General features: G+C 69.6%; 1 protein-coding gene. It reads left to right on the forward strand.

The genetic code is table 11. The features are described 5' to 3' along the window. Nucleotides 1–133: 133 nt before the first annotated feature. Nucleotides 134–17,176: a hypothetical protein gene (locus tag EDC02_RS25500; RefSeq protein WP_123604127.1), complete on the forward strand. Its 17,043-nt coding sequence runs from the start codon at nt 134–136 to the stop codon at nt 17,174–17,176. Nucleotides 17,177–17,180: the final 4 nt, after the last annotated feature.

Below are 17,180 nucleotides of genomic sequence, written 5' to 3' on the forward strand. Positions count from 1 at the left end.
CTCCTCCGGCTCGTCGACGTGTGCCGTCTGTGAGGTTCGACGCGGCCGGGGCGGCCAGCGGTTCACTCTGAACCTCCGCGCGGGTGCGCCGCGTCGAACAGGACGACGGTGTCCCGGCAGCGGGAGGGGTACGGTGGGGGTACGGCCTGGTGACTGGTCGCCACTCAATCTGTCCGGCGACCCCACACCCGGCGATCCGGACGTGCTGCTGAGCGTCGCCAGCTACATGGACGTCATGGCCGGCCACGCCCAGACCGCCGACGACGGGCTCGCCGCAGTGCTGCGACAGAGCGGTGATGGAGCGTTCGTCGGCAAGACCGCCGACTGGCTGCGTGAGCAGATCAGCAAGGAGATGAGCGGCTTCATCACCGGGGTCCGCACCGCCTTCTCCGCCGCCGGGCCGACCATCCGCACGTACGCCGAGGCGCTGCGCGATGCCCAGGCCAAGGCGGACCAGGCGCTGCGCGACGCGGCCGGGGCCGGCGAGGACGAGGAACGCATCAACGCGCTCAAGGCGGACGCGGAGAACGCCGCGGCCGACGTGCGAACAGCGGCGGGGACGGCCCGCCAGTCCATTCTCGACGCCACCAGCCACATCAAGTCACCCGTGACGCCCAAATCGGCCTGTGAGGTGTTCTGGGAGATCTTCACCTGGCTGACCCTCATCATCACCGTGGTCGCCATCTTCGTCGGTGGCCCGCTCGGCCTGATCGCCTTCGCGATGAACGCCGCCCTGGCGGTGAAGGCGACCCTCGACTTCGCGATGGGCAAGACGAACGCGCTGGGTCTGGCGCTCGGGCTGCTCGGGCTGCTCGGCCCCAGTACCCGACCGCTGATCGCCCTCGGCGACCTGACCAAGCTGGCCACCGGCGCCTGGCGCAACATCACCCAGCTCAGCCGCAACAGCTTCAACCTGGCGCGCACCGGCATCAACGACTTCTGGCGGGCGGTCTCGACGCTGAGCCTCAGCGGGGCGATGCGCGGCATCGGCGACATCGGAGTCACCCTGCTCAACTCGGTGAAGGTCGGCGCCCTGATGATCCCCCGGATCGTCGGCCCGATGGACGGCCTGGCCGCCCGGGGGTTCGTAACCCTGGAGAAGTTCACCGTGGTGACCGTTCCGTCGGCGATCACCAGGCTGGGCAGCATCGGACATCAGAACCTGGTCAAGCTCGCCGGCCTGACCGCCGACGCGGGCCGGTTCGTCGCCGCCAACGCCGTCAGGTTCGGCAATCTGATGGTACGGGAGTTCGGCGGCTGGAAGTGGCTACGGATCTTCACGCCTCTCGCCGGTCACGAGATCGGCGCGATCGGGGTGTCCGGGGCGTTCAAGCTCGGGGTGTTGGGTCGCGGGCTCGCGATGGGCGGGTTCGACGGACTGGCCGCGCTCGGCGGTGGCGTCCGGCTCGCCAACGGAATCACCACGGTGCACGTCGTCAAGCCCGGCGGCGCTCCGCCTCCCGCCGGTGGGATCAACTTCAGTCCGAGCGGGCTGTACCTTCCGGACCTGATCGAGAAGCCGTTGATCGGCGCTCCTTCTATGCAAGAGTTCAGCTTCTCGGCCCGCAGTGTCGACTTGTCCGCGGCGCGCGGCGCGCTCGACACGCATGACCTCGCCGGGCTGCGCGGCGTGCAGAACCTGGACGTACCGATGCCGACGACGGCCGGTACGGTCAGCCCGGTCACCGGGATGAATCAGGTCACCATGCCCACGGTGCCGACACCAGGCGCGGTGACCCTGCCGAACATGCAGATCGGCAACCTCAGCACCATGCTGAACCGGGCCGCCGGCGGCGTCGAAGGGCTGGCCGATTTCGGCCGCGCCGAGCTACGCAACCTGCACATGGGCGAGGTCAGCGCGGTCCGGGTCTCGGAGACCGCGGTGGCGTTCGACCTCGGTGCCCCGGAGAAGGCGTTCGGCGGCACCGCCGTGCCTACGCCCACGCTCAACCCGACGGCCATGCCCACGCTCAACCCGACGTCGATGCCCACCCTCAACCCGACGTCTGCGGCTTCGATCTCGCAGGTGGCCCCGACGAACATCGTGCGGGTCGACACCGTCGGGACCGCGCCCCTGCACCTCGGCAAGGCCGCCGACGCGACCACCGTCCACCAGGCACTGAACCTGCTCGACGGCCCCGACACAGCCGCGCTCACCGCCCTGCACCGGCTGGATCCGCCGACGTCCGTCGCACCAACCGGCCTCGGCCGCGACCTCTCGATGACCGCACCGCCCCGTTTGGACCAGGTCGGCGGCGCGTCGCCGCAGCAGCTCAGTCACCTGCACGCGCTGGAGCAGCTCAAGCAGGCACAGCACGCGCTGGCCAACGTCTCCGGGGACGCACTGGCCGTGGCCCGCGCGGAGAAGGACGTCCGGGTCACCGAGGCGTTGGTGCGCAAGACCACAGACGGCCTCAAGATCGAAGCCCGCGAGATCCCCCTCGCCGTCGATCCCCCGCCCGCCCACCTGACCGGTCCGGTCGCACCGGACCTCGCGGCGGCCAAGCCAGCCCCCGCCCTCGACCTCGCGGCGGCCAAGCCAGACCTCACCGACTTTCCTGCGGTCCCCACCCATCAGCCCGGCACCAACACGGCAGAGTTGGAGGGCCGGCTGGCCGCCCTACGCGGCACCGATGTGCCGTCCCCGGCGGCCCGCCAGTTGGAGCTCGAACACCGCCTCAACCAGCTCCGTCCGGGCGGGGCGGCCGAACCCCGCCCGGTCGATCCGGCGATGTTCCCGGATGTCCCGACCATCTCCCCGGCGGAGGCCACCGCCCGCGCCACCGCCGTCGAACGCCTCACCGACCTGGAAACTCAGCTGGTCGCCGCGCGCGCGGAGGAGGATCCCGCCGGTGTCGGTTCGACGCGACTCGACGACGCCGGGTCTCCGGCCACGCCCCAGGTCGACACCCCGGGCCGACCGCAGACCCCCGACCAGGTCGGTACGCCGGGCCGAGCTGACGGGGCGAACGGTACGGATACCGGTGACGGTCAGCTGGACCTGCCGAGCGTGCCACGAACCGATCCGGCGGCCACCCCCGGCCCGGAGGCGCTCAGCCACCGGTTGACCGAACTCATCTCCGACGCGCGCGGTGTCGACCTGCCCGAGCCGGAGCTGAGGGTGCTCAGCACCGAGGTCCGTACCGCGATCGAGCAGGGTCGGCACGGTGACGCGGCCCGAGGACTCAACACGCTGCACGACCGGATCGACCGGCAGGCCCTGTTCCAGCGGCTCGACTCGTACCGGGCACATGTCGACGCCGGGCACCACCGCGCCGCACAGCTGGGCATGGACAAGTCGACCTGGTTGCAACACGCCATCGACATCGAGCGGGCGACCGCCGCCGGGCACACCGACGAACTGCACCGGCTGCTCGACGCCTACGAGAACAGCCTCGCCGGCAAACTGGCCGAACAGAAGTTGCACGACCAGGTCGTACCCGATGCCGCGCCGGGCCGTGCCCTTGACGAGGCCGGCTCGACGGGCGACCTCGACGAGTTGCAGGCCCGCCTCGACGCGCTGCGTGGCGACCACACCCCCGACCCGCAGCTCGCCGGCCTGGAGCTGGAGCTGCGCTTCGCCAACCTGCGCGGCGCCGACGGCCCCGACGTACCGCTGCCCCAGTTTCCGGATCCACCGACCTTGCCGCCCGGCAGCGTCGACGACCTGCAGAAGCGCCTGGACGCGTTGCGTGGGGACAGCACGCCGGACCCGGACCTCGCTGGCCTGGAGCTGCGCCACCGGCTGGACGCGCTACGGGGCACCGACCTGGACACCCCGCCGGTCAAGCTCGAGGATCTGCCCGACGTACCGACGATGCCGCCCGGCGCCCTCGACGACCTGACCGACCGCCTCGCCGACCTACGCGCCCACCGGGAAGACATGATCGGCATGCCGCCGGCCGAGCGGGCCGAGTGGAATGCCGAGTTCGCCCGAGCCGGTGACGAGACAGCCGACGCGGACGTGCTGGCCCGGTACGAAACGCGCATCACGGCCCTGGAGCGCGAGGCCCGCCTAGCGGAGCTGCGCGACGGTACCGGCCCGCTCTCCGCCGCCGAGTACCGGACCTGGCAGGACGCGCTCGTCCGGGCGGGCGACAGCCAGGCCGGCATCGACCATGTGCTGTCCCGTTACGCCGCCCGGCTCGACGAGCACCGGCTGGACAGCGCCGCCCAGATCAACGCCGCGCTCACTTCCCCGGACCACCTCCGCCCGCTCGACTCCCGCTTGGAGGAGGCCCTTGGCGCGCTGTCCCCGGGACTGCGTGACTCGACCGCGACCCGGTACACCACTCTTGGCGACCGGCTGGCCCAGCTACGCGGGGCGGACGCCGCCACGGGGTCCGGTCGGGCCGCGGACGATCTGGCGACGCCCGGGGCTCGGGCCGGCGACCAGACGGTCGTCCACCGGCTCGATCAGCTACCGAGCCCGCCCCGCGACCTACCGACGGCGCGCCCCGACGACACCGGCCCGGCACCAACCGGCCCGGTACCGAAGGGCCCGGCACCAACCGGCCCGGCCCGCGCCAACCCGCCCGCAGCGGACATACCGACAGGACCGAAGTCGGCGGAAACGCCGACGGTGCAGAAGCCGCACGAGACGGCGCGGCCGACGCCGGCTGCCGGCGACGAGGTTCTCGAACTGCCGGCACCGCAGCACCTCGCCGACGATGTGTCCACCGCCCCGGCCGAGAAGCTGGCGACGCCGCCGCGCGATCTGCTCGGCGACGGCCGACCCGCCGGACCGGCCCGGGTGATCGAGGTGGACGCCGAGCGGTGGACCCCGTTCAAGGACGCTTTCCGCTTCGAGCCCACCACCGGAGGCCAGCCGCCGAAGGTGACCCGGCCGCCGGCCAGCGGCGAGCGAGTCGGCGTCGGCTATCAGCTCACCGTCACCGACCAGGACATGCACTTCGCACTCAAGCTGCACCTCGACGCCGCGCCCGGTGTCACGGCCCGGGACATCGCCGAGGTGAAGGCGCGCACCGTCGAAGGGCTGCAGCGGTACGTCAACGCGTCCCAACAGCATCTGCCCGGTTGGGACCTGCCGATGCGGGTGACGGTGGACTTCGTCGACGACCCGACCAAGGCGCGCGGTTCGATCACGGTCGTCCCGGCCGGGACCCAGATGTCCCAGCAGACCTGGGCGACCGGCGCGTCGCCGGCCAAGTACGCCCACGAGATCGTGCACAACCTCGGCGCGAAGGACAGCGAAACACCGCCGAACGCGTTGCTGCGCGACACGCACCAGCCTGAGCACGGCGACCTGATGGGCAGCCACCCACACGACGTCGAGGAGTTCGTGCTGACCCCTCGGGCACTCAGCCAGATCGCCGCCGTACTGTCGCCGTACTTCTCGGACTCCACCGCCCCGCGTCCCGTGCCGGAAGCCCTGACCGGCAACGTCGCCGAGGAATTCTGGCACTCCGGGGTGGACGTACCTCCCCGGGTCACCGCGGCGGAGACCACCGTGCCCGCGCCGCCTGCGGCGGTGTCCACCTCGTCGGGCACCGCACCGGCGCCGCTCGCGACGGTCGCGGTCGCCACCACGACACCCAAGATCACAGTGACCGCGCCGGGCGAGAGCATCCAGCTGACGGTCCTGGAGCCGACAACGAGGATCGACAACCCACTGCCCGGCCTCTACAAGACCCGGCCCGACCTGCTGTATACACCCGACACCATCGACGACCTCGACAGCCTGGTCCGTGGCCTCGACCAGAGCGTCGCCGACGCGGTACGCGCCCGGGTGGCCGAGAAACTGCCGATGGTGCCAGGGCTGTCCAAGCTTTCGGTGCAGACCGACGAGATCGGGCAGGCGCTACGCGACGACAAAACATCGTTCTTCACCACCGGTGGCCGTAGCTTCGACGTCCGCGACGGGCTGTTCGGTTGGCACCGGGTCACCGTCACCCCGGTGTGGGCGCCGGCCGACGCCCGGGTCATCGACCAATCGGCGGACAGGGCGAAGTTCGACACCCGCAGCGACCAGGCCGCAGGGACCAAGCATGCGTCCACCACCGGCGGCTCCGGATCGATCGGCGCCGGCACGATGTTTCCGCAGCGGGTGGGCTACGGCGCCGGCGGCGCCGTAGAAATCGCCCTCTCCCGGCCGCTCGAGTCGTTCGAGGACGGCGCCAAGCTGACCGACTCGCACAACGTCCGCAGCGGGTCCGGCTCGCACCTGGTGACCGCACCGGTCGGCTTCGAGGTCGTCGTGACGGACCCGACCACGCCGTTCACCGGCCCGAAGGCCGCCGAACGGCACGTCGGCGAGCCGGTCGGAGCCGACGTGACGTTCCGCAGTGTCGACGACATCGCCAAGGCCATCCCCCGCGAACCTGACTGGCTCACGGTCGACCCGAGCAAACACACGTCGATGCTGGTCGAGAACTTCACGCCGGTACGGATTCTGCGCGCGGGCATCGGTCTGACCGAGGGCACCGACCCGACGGGGACCTGGAACGACGTGATCGAGAACACCCTCGTCCTGCTCCAGCCCACCAAGGCCGTCGGACCGGGCACGTTGGGGGCGGGGCAGGCCCGCGGCCTGTTCAAGGAGTCCTCCCTGATCGGCAACCTCATGCCGGCTCTGGACACCGCAGTCCACCCACCGACGATCACCAGCACCCACGGCGCACACGCACTGTCCCTGGAACTCACGGCGAGCGTGCCGAAGTTGTCCATCCTGGCCGACGTCGCCAAGACCTCCTTCCGCTGGCAGCCGGGGCAGAGCGAAGCGACGAAACTGTCCCACTCCAGCAGGGTCGGAACGGGCCTCTCCCTCGTCCCCGCCCGCTGGGCGTTCGGCCCCGGATACGTGCAGGCCCGGCTCTTCGGAGGCTTCCTGCGCTCGATGAACGCCTCCATCACCCAGGGCGGCACGTCCCGGACCGGCACCGAGTTCAAGGACATCCCCAACGTCCTGGTCGAGGCGCACTTCCGAGTCACCATAAACGCCGGCCTGCGTGAGGTACCGGGCAGCCGGCTGCTCGGAAACGGCACAGTCGAACCGATCACGGTGGATCTGGTGGTACTCGGACACCTACCGGCGGTCCGGGCCGCCCAACTACTCAGCGACAGCAGCGTGCTCATCCCCTCGCCCACGCAGTGGTACGTGCCGCCGTACGCGCTCGGCGGTGGCGGACGGTCCGTGATGTACGGACTCAGCGGGTTCCAGCAGCTCTATCTGGATGTGACCGGGCTGATCCGGCAGATCGAGGGTGGCTTCCTGCCCGAGTTCGGCAAGTCCGGCAAGGTCAAACGAATGACCACCAGCCGCGCCGCGATCGAACGGCAGGCCAACCAGGACGCATTGGACCAGGTGATGTCCATGCCCGGGTTGCGGCAGGGCAAAGGCGCTCTGCTCAAGACCGGCCTGATCGCCAAACTCAGTCGCACCAAGAAGATCGGCACCCGGCACATCATCGTGCACGTGACCGCCAGCTACACCAAGGCCTTCCAACACCTTGGCATCAACAAGGGTGACGCGGTACGGACCACCCACGCCGACGCCTTCCAGGAGAAGATCAGCGCCGGCAGCCAGTGGCGAGGTGCCGTGGCGTTCGAGGGCGGTGGCGTCTTCCGGCTGACCGGCAACACAGCTGGCGCATTCGTACCCGGGGGCGCGGTGGAACTGCGTGGCCGCTTCGATCGGCAGAGTGGCACACAACTCGGCGGTCAGGAGAGCCGACTCAACGGTGGCACCCCGGACTCACAGACGTTCGGCAACGACCTGCAGATCACCGTGCAGGTGTACGCGTACAAGAAGCGCCTCGGCCCGGACCCGAAGTCCCGCGTCAAGTTCGGCCGGGTGATGCACCAGCGGTTGCCCCGGCCAGCCACCGACTCGACCCGGGTGGTGAACCCGACCCACGAGCCGGCCGCCCTGGTCAACGGGAAGAAGTTCACCCGATTCCGACTGGTCGAGACCCGTCCGGTCACCGTACAGTTCGACAACGCCTCGGTGCTGGCCGAACCGATAAGTATGCCGACCACGATGATGCCGCGGCCCGATCCGTTGGCGGTCGACCGGCGAACCCAGCTCCAGCCGGCTGAGCTGCGCGACTGGGTCGACGCGGGACCGAAGTCGGCCGTCAACCGCTGGCTGTCGGTGGAGGACTTTCCGGGTAGCGCCTCGATCCTCGCGTTGGCCAAGGATGCGCTCCACGCCGCGCAGCACTACACCAACACGGAGTCGACCGACACGGAGTCCCACACCAAGTTGGGTGGTCTGCGCGGCACCGACGGGTTGGCCGAGGGGATGCCTGTCTGGGCCAATCTGATCGACCGGCTTGGCGAGTCGAGGCAGATCCACGGCCTCGCCTCGATGCTCGAAGGCCTGTGGCAGGTGGACCGGCTCACCTCTGCCGAGGACGGCGCGGCCACCGACCTGGCCATCGCGGCCGCGTTGACCAACCCGACAGTGCTACCGGCGCACGCCAACATCACCAACGAATCCGCCTCGGTCGGATCGGTCGAGATCAGCGCCGCCAAGACCGTCGAGAAGCAGCTCGCGTTGCGCGCCAACTTCTCAGCGAACGTCCGCAAGGTCGGCACCAGCAAAGACAACACCCACGGCGGCGGTGCGGTGTTCCCCGCCACGTACGAAAAGGTGCTCTACTCCGGATCCAAGCGCGACACCAAGAGCATCAGTGGCGCGATCGAACGCAACGCCAACAACCGCAAGGGCAGACAGCGGTCCTTCCTGGTCGCCTTCGACATGCGGGTATCAGCAGCGGTGGAGATCACCAACGATCCGGACCGGTACGCCGTCATCCCGCAGTCGCTGCGCAGCGGCGAATGGCTGCATCACCACAAGTCGGTGGCCCGGCACGGCACCATCACCAACGCGATCTTCCTGCGGCTGTCCGCCGCCACCATGGTAAAGCTCGGTCTGCTGCCGAAGTTGGCCGGAGACCCCGGCACGATCAGCCAACCGTGGCTGCCGACGATGCCTCCGTTGCTGACCCTGCCGCCCGGACGCAGCCTCGGCCTGGGCCTCTACGCCTTCGACGAAACCCCGACCCTGACCGAGTCGATGACCACCATGCTCCGGTCGGAGGCGGCCAAGCTCGGCCCCGAAAAGGGCAGGGTCAGGGGTCTGCTCGACATGGTGCAGGGCGAGATCACGAATCGGTCGATCGGCAAGATCTCCGAATCGCTCTCCGGCCCTGGGCTCGACGACCCGATGCTGAACCGCAGTCGCCTGCTCTACCTGTTCACACCCGAGGGTCAAGCGCAGCACTGGCCAGCCATGGTCGACGGCGGGGTTTCGGTGCTGCACATGAAGCCCGGCCGGATGACGCAGCACTCCCGCGACGTGCGCCTGATCGCCGAGCCCATCGGCGAACCGACGGTCCTGGGTTTCGTCGCCGACCACGAAGACCTCGACATCAAGACCACCCACACCAGCGAGCTGGGCGTCACCACCCAGCGGATGCACGGCAGCACCGCCACCCTCGGGGTCGCTGGCACCGGCGTCTCCAACCACAACGGCGAGAACCTCGCGGCCGGGGTTGGAGACACCGTCGGGCGGGTGTCCCAGGTGCTGAACGCGCAGAGCGACGGCTCTACCGCGATCGACACGAACCTCAGCTCCGGTCGTGGAGTCAAGGCCAAGCTGGAGACCCGGGTCAAGTACACCCTGGCCATCTTCGACAAGGGCGTGCGCGTCGACGACGACCTGTTGGTCGTACACGACACAGTGGTCCAGGACCGGTGGGCCGACGACCTCCGGCCGCCGCGGACCAAGTCGCCGAACACGCCCACGCCCTACCGCGTCGTCCCGCCGGAGAAGCTGCCGCCCGGCTGGCAGACACTCAACGGTCTGCCGCTGCCGCCACGGTTCAGCGCCGAAGACCTCAGCCAGGCCGCCCAGGTGCAACGCCTCGTCGAGAATCTGCTCACCGACGCCGCCAAACGGCTACAGACAAAGGGGTACGCCGGCGCGCACCAGATCCACCAGAGCCTCACCCCGGAGATCCTGCTCCCCGCCATGTCGAAACTGATGAGCGCCCAAGGCGTCGATCTGCCACCGGCGGTCAGCGCCCAGATCTTCGGGCAGAAGGCGACGATCAGCATCAGGCTGCTTCCCGAGAGCGCTTCGCTCGGTGGCGTCAGCTCCGGCGTCTTCCGCGAACACGCACCTCAACAGAGCGGTGGCTACAGCACCGGCACCAGCCTCGTGACCCAGAACCTACGGATCCCCCGGATCCCACTGCTCGGCCGGGGCTTCGCCGACGACCCGTACCAGGCGCTTGAGGCGGGCGGGCCCGGCATCGCCGCCGGCGACACCCAGTCCGCAGCAGAGAGCGGCAGCACCGCCACCGGTGGACTGGGCAACGTCAAACCGGAGAGCCGCTCGGCCGCCATCGACTACCTCAGCCGGGTCGAGGTCACCGTCTCGCTGTCGTACTCGGCGCGGCCAACCAGGACGGTGACGAGTTCCAGCCAGCCGGCCGAACTGGTGAACGTCTCACTGCGGATGGGCCTGCACGACGCGCGGACGGCGCTGCACATCCCGAAGGACGCCGTCGAGGCAGCCAACGACTCGCCCGGCCGGGTCAAAGCCTTCGACGAGATCGCCGACAATGAGGCAACGTTGGCCACCTTGGCCGCAGGTTTCGTCGCCGCCGCCGACAATCTCGACCAGGCCCGCTACGACGCGTACGCCCTGCCGGAAGGCAGCTCGGCACGCATCGCCAAGGAGAGCCAACTGCCTGGGTTGCACCAGGAATGGAATCGTGCCGGGCAGGCCTGGTGGGAACTCCTGCAACGGCACCATCAGATGCTCGACGACTTTCGGCACCGGTACATCGGGGTATCGAAGAGCGCGTCGGACGCCGACGCAACAGACCTCGCCAGACACGCCCAAAACCTCGGCAGCGCCGAAGGGCCTGCCAGTCCGACAGACGCCGCCCTGCCAATTAGCCCGCAGACGGAACTCACCACACCTCAGCGGTCCAATACCACACCATCCACGCCGCCAGCGCCAAACACAGTTAAACCGCCACAGCGCGCGAAAACAATATCGACCACTGGCAAGCCAGCCACCACCACCGCACCACCACCCAAGCCAGCCACCACCACCACGCCACCACCGAAACCAGCCACCACCACCACGCCACCACCCAAGCCAGCCACCACCACCACGCCACCACCGAAACCAGCCACCACCACCACGCCACCACCCAAGCCAGCCACCACCACCACGCCACCACCGAAACCAGCCACCACCACCACGCCACCACCCAAGCCAGCCACCACCACCACGCCACCACCCAAGCCAGCCACCACCACCACGCCACCACCCAAGCCAGCCACCACCACCACGCCACCACCGAAACCAGCCACCACCACCACGCCACCACCCAAGCCAGCCACCACCACCACGCCACCACCCAAGCCAGCCACCACCACCACGCCACCACCCAAGCCAGCCACCACCACCACGCCACCACCCAAGCCAGCCACCACCACCACGCCACCACCCAAGCCAGCCACCACCACCACGCCACCACCGAAACCAGCCACCACCACCACGCCACCACCCAAGCCAGCCACCACCACCACGCCACCACCCAAGCCAGCCACCACCACCACGCCACCACCCAAGCCAGCCACCACCACGTCGGCGGCCGCGAGGCCGCCGCAGGTGCTTCCGACGACGCCGGATGGGTACTGCCAGCTCTACTCCACCATCGGAAGTGCTCCCGAGTTGGTCAGCGCTCGGCTGGCCAGTGCAGGGCTCGGCTCGCCTGCCCTACATGCCTGGCTCGGTAGTCCTGAGGCCGTCCGCGCCCAGATCACCGCCTGGGCTGCCCATGCGGATCGGTTGGTGCCGCCGACCAGCCAACTCGGTCAGGCGGCGGAGCTGCTGCGCCGCCTGGTCCAGCAGCATCTGCAGACCGTGGGCGCGGACGGCGTGCCGGAGGCAGCTCTGGTGTGGTACCGGAACAACCGCGTACTGCAGTTGCGCGCCGAGGTGGATGTGATGAACCGCGACACCCTGCTGGGCCGGCTGCGGGACGCGGGCATCACGAGGCTCCGCGACCCCGGCCTGCTATCGGCCAAGCGGATGCGGGACCTCTACCTCGAACAACGAACCGCCGACCTGGTCACTGCCGGATTGGACCGGGCGACGGCCCGCGCCCACGCGGAAAGCCAGGTGCGCCTCAAACCCGCTACCCACGGCTCGACCCCCCGCGACCTGGCCGACGAGGCACTCTCGATGCGGGCCATGTTCGACTACCTCACCGCCAGCGGCAATCCTGTCGGACTACAAGCACTCTCCGACGAAGCGCTGCGCGACCAGCTCATGGCCTACCTGCTCGACCCGCTCCGACCGGCCGACGCCAGTGAGTTCTCCGCCCTCACCGAGGCGGTCCGACGTTGGAAAGTCCAATGGCAGAACCCGGTCGGCGAAGCATTCGCGGGGCTGCTGGCCGCCGCGTTGGACGCCCGGGTACGCATCCACACGGTTGAGCACATTCAAACGATCGGCCGTCCCGATGCGCCCCTGGTCGAGGTGTACCGGGGGAGCGACCACTACCAGGCGATGGTCAACCAACAACCTTCGCCGGTGGAGTCGGCGCCGGGGGAGTCCCCGCCGCCGGCCATGCCGACGACCGCCGAGCTGGACCATGCCTTCGGCCCCGCAGTCAATCCGAAGGGCGCCAAAACATTCGAAATCGATCCACCCAGACCAGCCGGCGGAAAGAACATCAAGAGGGAGGCCCTGCAGACCCAACAGATGCGCGTCAACCCCGCCTGGATGCCACTGAAGGACTTCGCTCAGGAAATCCACGCCGGCCGAACCGACGCAAACTGGCACTACGTAGTCACCGAGTCCGGCGACATTGTGATCGGCAGCGAGGAAATCCTCACCGCCATCTCCGCCAAACAACTCGACGACCTTCACACCGCGATGCGCGCCAAGAACCCCGACCTCACCCCCGACCAACTCAAGAGCAGCATCAACCAACAAGGCCACCCCACCATCGCCGTACGCTTCGACGTCAACGGCCGCGCCTACGCCGACAAAGGACGAATCAGCGGCGAGTTGCACCGCGACCCCGCAACCGGCGAATGGACCGTCAACGACAAATCCGGCCGCTACATGAGCGAAAAGATTCGCCCCGGCCTCGACCCCGCCGACGTCAAACGTTGGCTCGACAACGTCGCCACAAAACTCAGCGAACACTTCAACGAGCCTGTCCACCCCCGCCCTTTCAAACACACCACCGCACCAGCACCAGCTATTCGAACCGCACCACCACCGGAACCACCGCCACCCGCACCACCAGCGACGCAAGTGGCACCCCCGCCGCCGGCAGCCACCCAGGCGACCCTCACCAGACCAGCCGACACCACCGCCGCGCCACCGGACGACCTGCGTACGCGATGGATGGAGTTCAAGGCGCAGCGTCTGCAGGCCGAGGGCACCGATCCGGTGGCGGCCAAGATCCTCGCCGACGGCCTGACTGCCGACCGCGACACCATGCTCGCCGACCTGGCGAGACAGCACGTCCAACCCACCACCGCAGCACCAGCACCGGCCACCCAGACCATCCCAACCGAACCCACCGACACCACCGTCGCACCGCCAGCGCCAAAGGCCGAGACCGCGCCAACACCAGCGGTCGCCGAAGCCGCACCACCGCCGGCCCTGCCTGCGGAGATCGTGGCCCTGCGCGACTTCCTCACTGGCGCAGAGACCGAAGCACTCCCGGCGGCGACGTCGGACTCAGCCGGAGCGATCGGCGCTACGCCGCACGTCCCGGCGGACACGGTCTCTCAGAGCATCGTGCCCAGCAAGGCGGTGGCGTCGCGCCCGGCAGTGGAGCACCCGACGACGGTCTCGGACGGACCGCACCGGACGGGTGGCACCACCACCACCGTTCCCGAGCCCTCGGTCGGGGCCCGGGTCGAGCAGGATGCCCAGCGGGACGCGCAGCCGCCGGCCAAGCCACCGGAGACGGACGGCGGCGGTATCGCCCAGAGCCGGGCAGCTGGTGATCCTGGCGGTGACCCGACGCTGGCAGGGACGCAGGACTCCGCTGGGACCGCCCCGGCGAGCCGGCAGGAGTCGGGCACCGAACCGACACTGACGCTGCGGGGCGGCGGCTCGGCAGGCCCGCTGTCGACCCTGATGAGCCGGCTGTCGGAGCACTGGACACCGGGGGCGCGTAGCGGGATGTTCTCCGCCTCGGACGCCGTCCATTTCTACGAGGAGGCCCGGCGGGTCGGCTGGACCTCAGCGGGCGACGATCGCGTCGTGCAGGTAATGCACAGGCTGGGGCGGCAGACCCATCTGCGGTCGGCGGAGGACAAGGCGCGGGAGTTCGTCTGGCATGTCGTCACCACGGGCACCCGGGTCCAGCCCGACGTCGTGATAGACGGCTCGCACCTCTACGAGGCCCAGGTGCATGGACACACCGTCCAGGTCCGGGCCAACGTGGAAGAGGATTCGGCGGGTCGGGTGGTCCGGATCGTGCGTGCCCAGCCGCCATCGCCGCTCGATACCCAGGTGGCCACCCTCGTCGAGGACAGGTGGACGGTGGTGGCCAGCGACAGCGGCACCAGCGTCGACCCCGACGCTCAACTGGTCCACCTCGACCCCACCGACGTGGCGGTGCATTCGACGCTGCGCGACATCCACGAGATCGCGACCGATTCCCTCGGTGCTCCACACCTGGCCTACACCAACCGTGCCCTCGGTGCGCAGGAGCTGGTCGCTGAGGTTCCACGACTGGTGGAGCAGGACAACAGACGGCTTCTCGACGACGACTTCGGCAACGTACTGGATGCCTGGCGCCGCCTCGACCGCCGGATGAGTTGGCTCCTGCAAACGCCGAGACCGCGCGGATACGAGCGGCTGGGGCAGATGCCCGTCGGACATCACGCCATCGCTTCCTTCAACCGCCGGCGCTGGCAGTTGCAACTGCGGTACGACCTGGACGCCGACCGTTCGCGGGATGCGCTGGTGCACGAGAAGTTCCACTCCACGCAGGATGCGACCCAGGCACGATGGCGGGTGGCCGAGACCGGCAATCCGAGTGTGCTGGCCGAGTTGATCGACGATCCGCAGGTGCACCGCGAACTGCTCGAAGGGCCGGGTAGCCGCCTCGACGCGGCGCAGCGGGAGGTGGCGGAGCTGCTGTCGCGGCATGGACTGGACCACCCTGATCGGAGTGCGATCTACGAGCTACTCGCTCAGCGGAGCAGTCTGATGGACCGGATCCGGCGGTGGTTGGCGGCGGCAGAAGCCGGCCAGCCTGGAGGTCGACTCCGGGAACGTGTGCAACGTGCGGTGGACCAGGTCGAAACATTCGGGGCCACGGGACGGGCCCTGTACCTGAGCCTGTTGCACGAGGCCCAGGCCTTCCTGCTGGGCCTGTGGATCCAGGAGGCGGGATCGGTGCACCGGTGGGGCGCGGCGGCCGCCCAACTGCCCCCGACCGACGGGTACGACAGCATCCCGTTGGCCACACCGGACAGGTACCCCCACATGCCGGCCGGGGCCGCAGGTGTCTTCCTCCGTCCGTCGTCGTCGACGACGGCCGCGCCGTCCCGGTTGCCGCGACGCGACGGCATGCTGGTGGTGGTTCAGGTCGCCGACGCCGATCAGGCCGGCCGCGCGCTGCGCCGACTGCGCACCGACGTACCCGCAGGGACGACGGTGGAGTTGCTGACCGCCGCGCCGCTCACCGCCGCACGGGCGGTGGAACTCGCCGGGGAGTTGGGCGGCGACCGGATGCTGGCGCTCGACGTCGACCTGGTGGAGCCGACCGGGGCGCTGGCCGATCACTTCGTTGCCTACAGTCGGGATCACCGTCTCTCCCTCGGCCCTGGTGCCCGCTACTACACCGTGCATTCCGGGCCTCAGCAGCCGGTACTGGACCTCGATTCGGTCAGTCTGCGCGGCATCGGCTCGGGCTTGTACCAGCTGGTACCGGGGTGGCACGCGCAGGCGGTCGGTCAACGGGTGTGGATCGGGCCGGCAGACATGGCGCCGGCCGTTCGCGACGACGACCCGCCGGTGGTGATCGGACTGCCGTCGCAGCAGACCCCGTGGGCGGTATGGGTGCTCGGGACCTGGATCGGCCGCGCCTTGGCCAGCCATGTCGGCACCACCACCGAATCGGGGTTCGTGCGGGTGCACCGACCGGAGCCCCGACCCGCAGTGCTTTCGGTGGCGATCGACAACCTGCTGCACCCGGTCAGCGACGTCGAGCGTCGGACTGTCACGGCGGCCTTCGACGCGGAAACGGTGGTGGACGAGGTCGGCTACGCACCGGCGGACCCCGCCAACCCCGATCTCGGTTTCACCGGACACGACCTGGTGGCCGGGCTGCTGGACGTAGCCGGTGCCGCAGCGGCCGAGCAGAATCCGTCAGCCCTGGTCGCGGCGCTGGACGGGCCGGCCGGGTGGCTCGCGACAGGGTCGCCGGCGACGGCCGGGGTCGGCGAGCGGACGGCCCGGCACAATCTGCTTGCCGCCGGCTATCTGGCGGCCCGCGCCTACGGGGTGTTCGAGCTGACGCCGCAGCGGCTGGACGCGGCCTACCGGGTGCTGGCGGCCCATCATGACGACGGCCGGCTCCCTGCCGGGGAGACCGCGCTGACGCAGTTGCTGCGGAGCGTCAACTCCGACTGGTCCGGCGATGTCGATCCGGCACGGTTGCAGCGCCTGCTGGAGTTGGTCGCAGACGCCGGGCGGGACAAGGACGACCTGGTCGACATCGTCGAACTCGACGACATGTGGTTGTCGATCTGGCTCCGTGACCTCAGCCCACTCGATCACGGGGCAGGGGTCTGGTCGATGGGCGGTGCCGCAGTGGACCGGGTCATGTCCGCCGCCGACGAACTGGTCGTCGTCTACCGCGCCGGCACGGATCTGCTGCCGATTCCACCGGCCGGCTCCCCGGCACACTCCTGGATCCCGACCGGCCCGGCGCTGCTGGCACAACTCGGCACGGCGCTACGCCAGCACATCGGCGAGTACCGCGGTCATTGGGACGGGATCCGCCTCATCCCGGTGGTCGACGAGGCGGTCGACGCCGACCTGGCCGATCGCCTGACCGAGGGCGTGGCCGCGCTGCACGGGCGACGAGTCGATCGGATCATCCTGGGCGAGCCGGTGGAGCCACCCGTCGACATCCCCGAAGCGTGAGGTG

The sequence above is a fragment of the Micromonospora sp. Llam0 genome, assembly GCF_003751085.1.
Taxonomy (GTDB): Bacteria; Actinomycetota; Actinomycetes; order Mycobacteriales; family Micromonosporaceae; genus Micromonospora_E.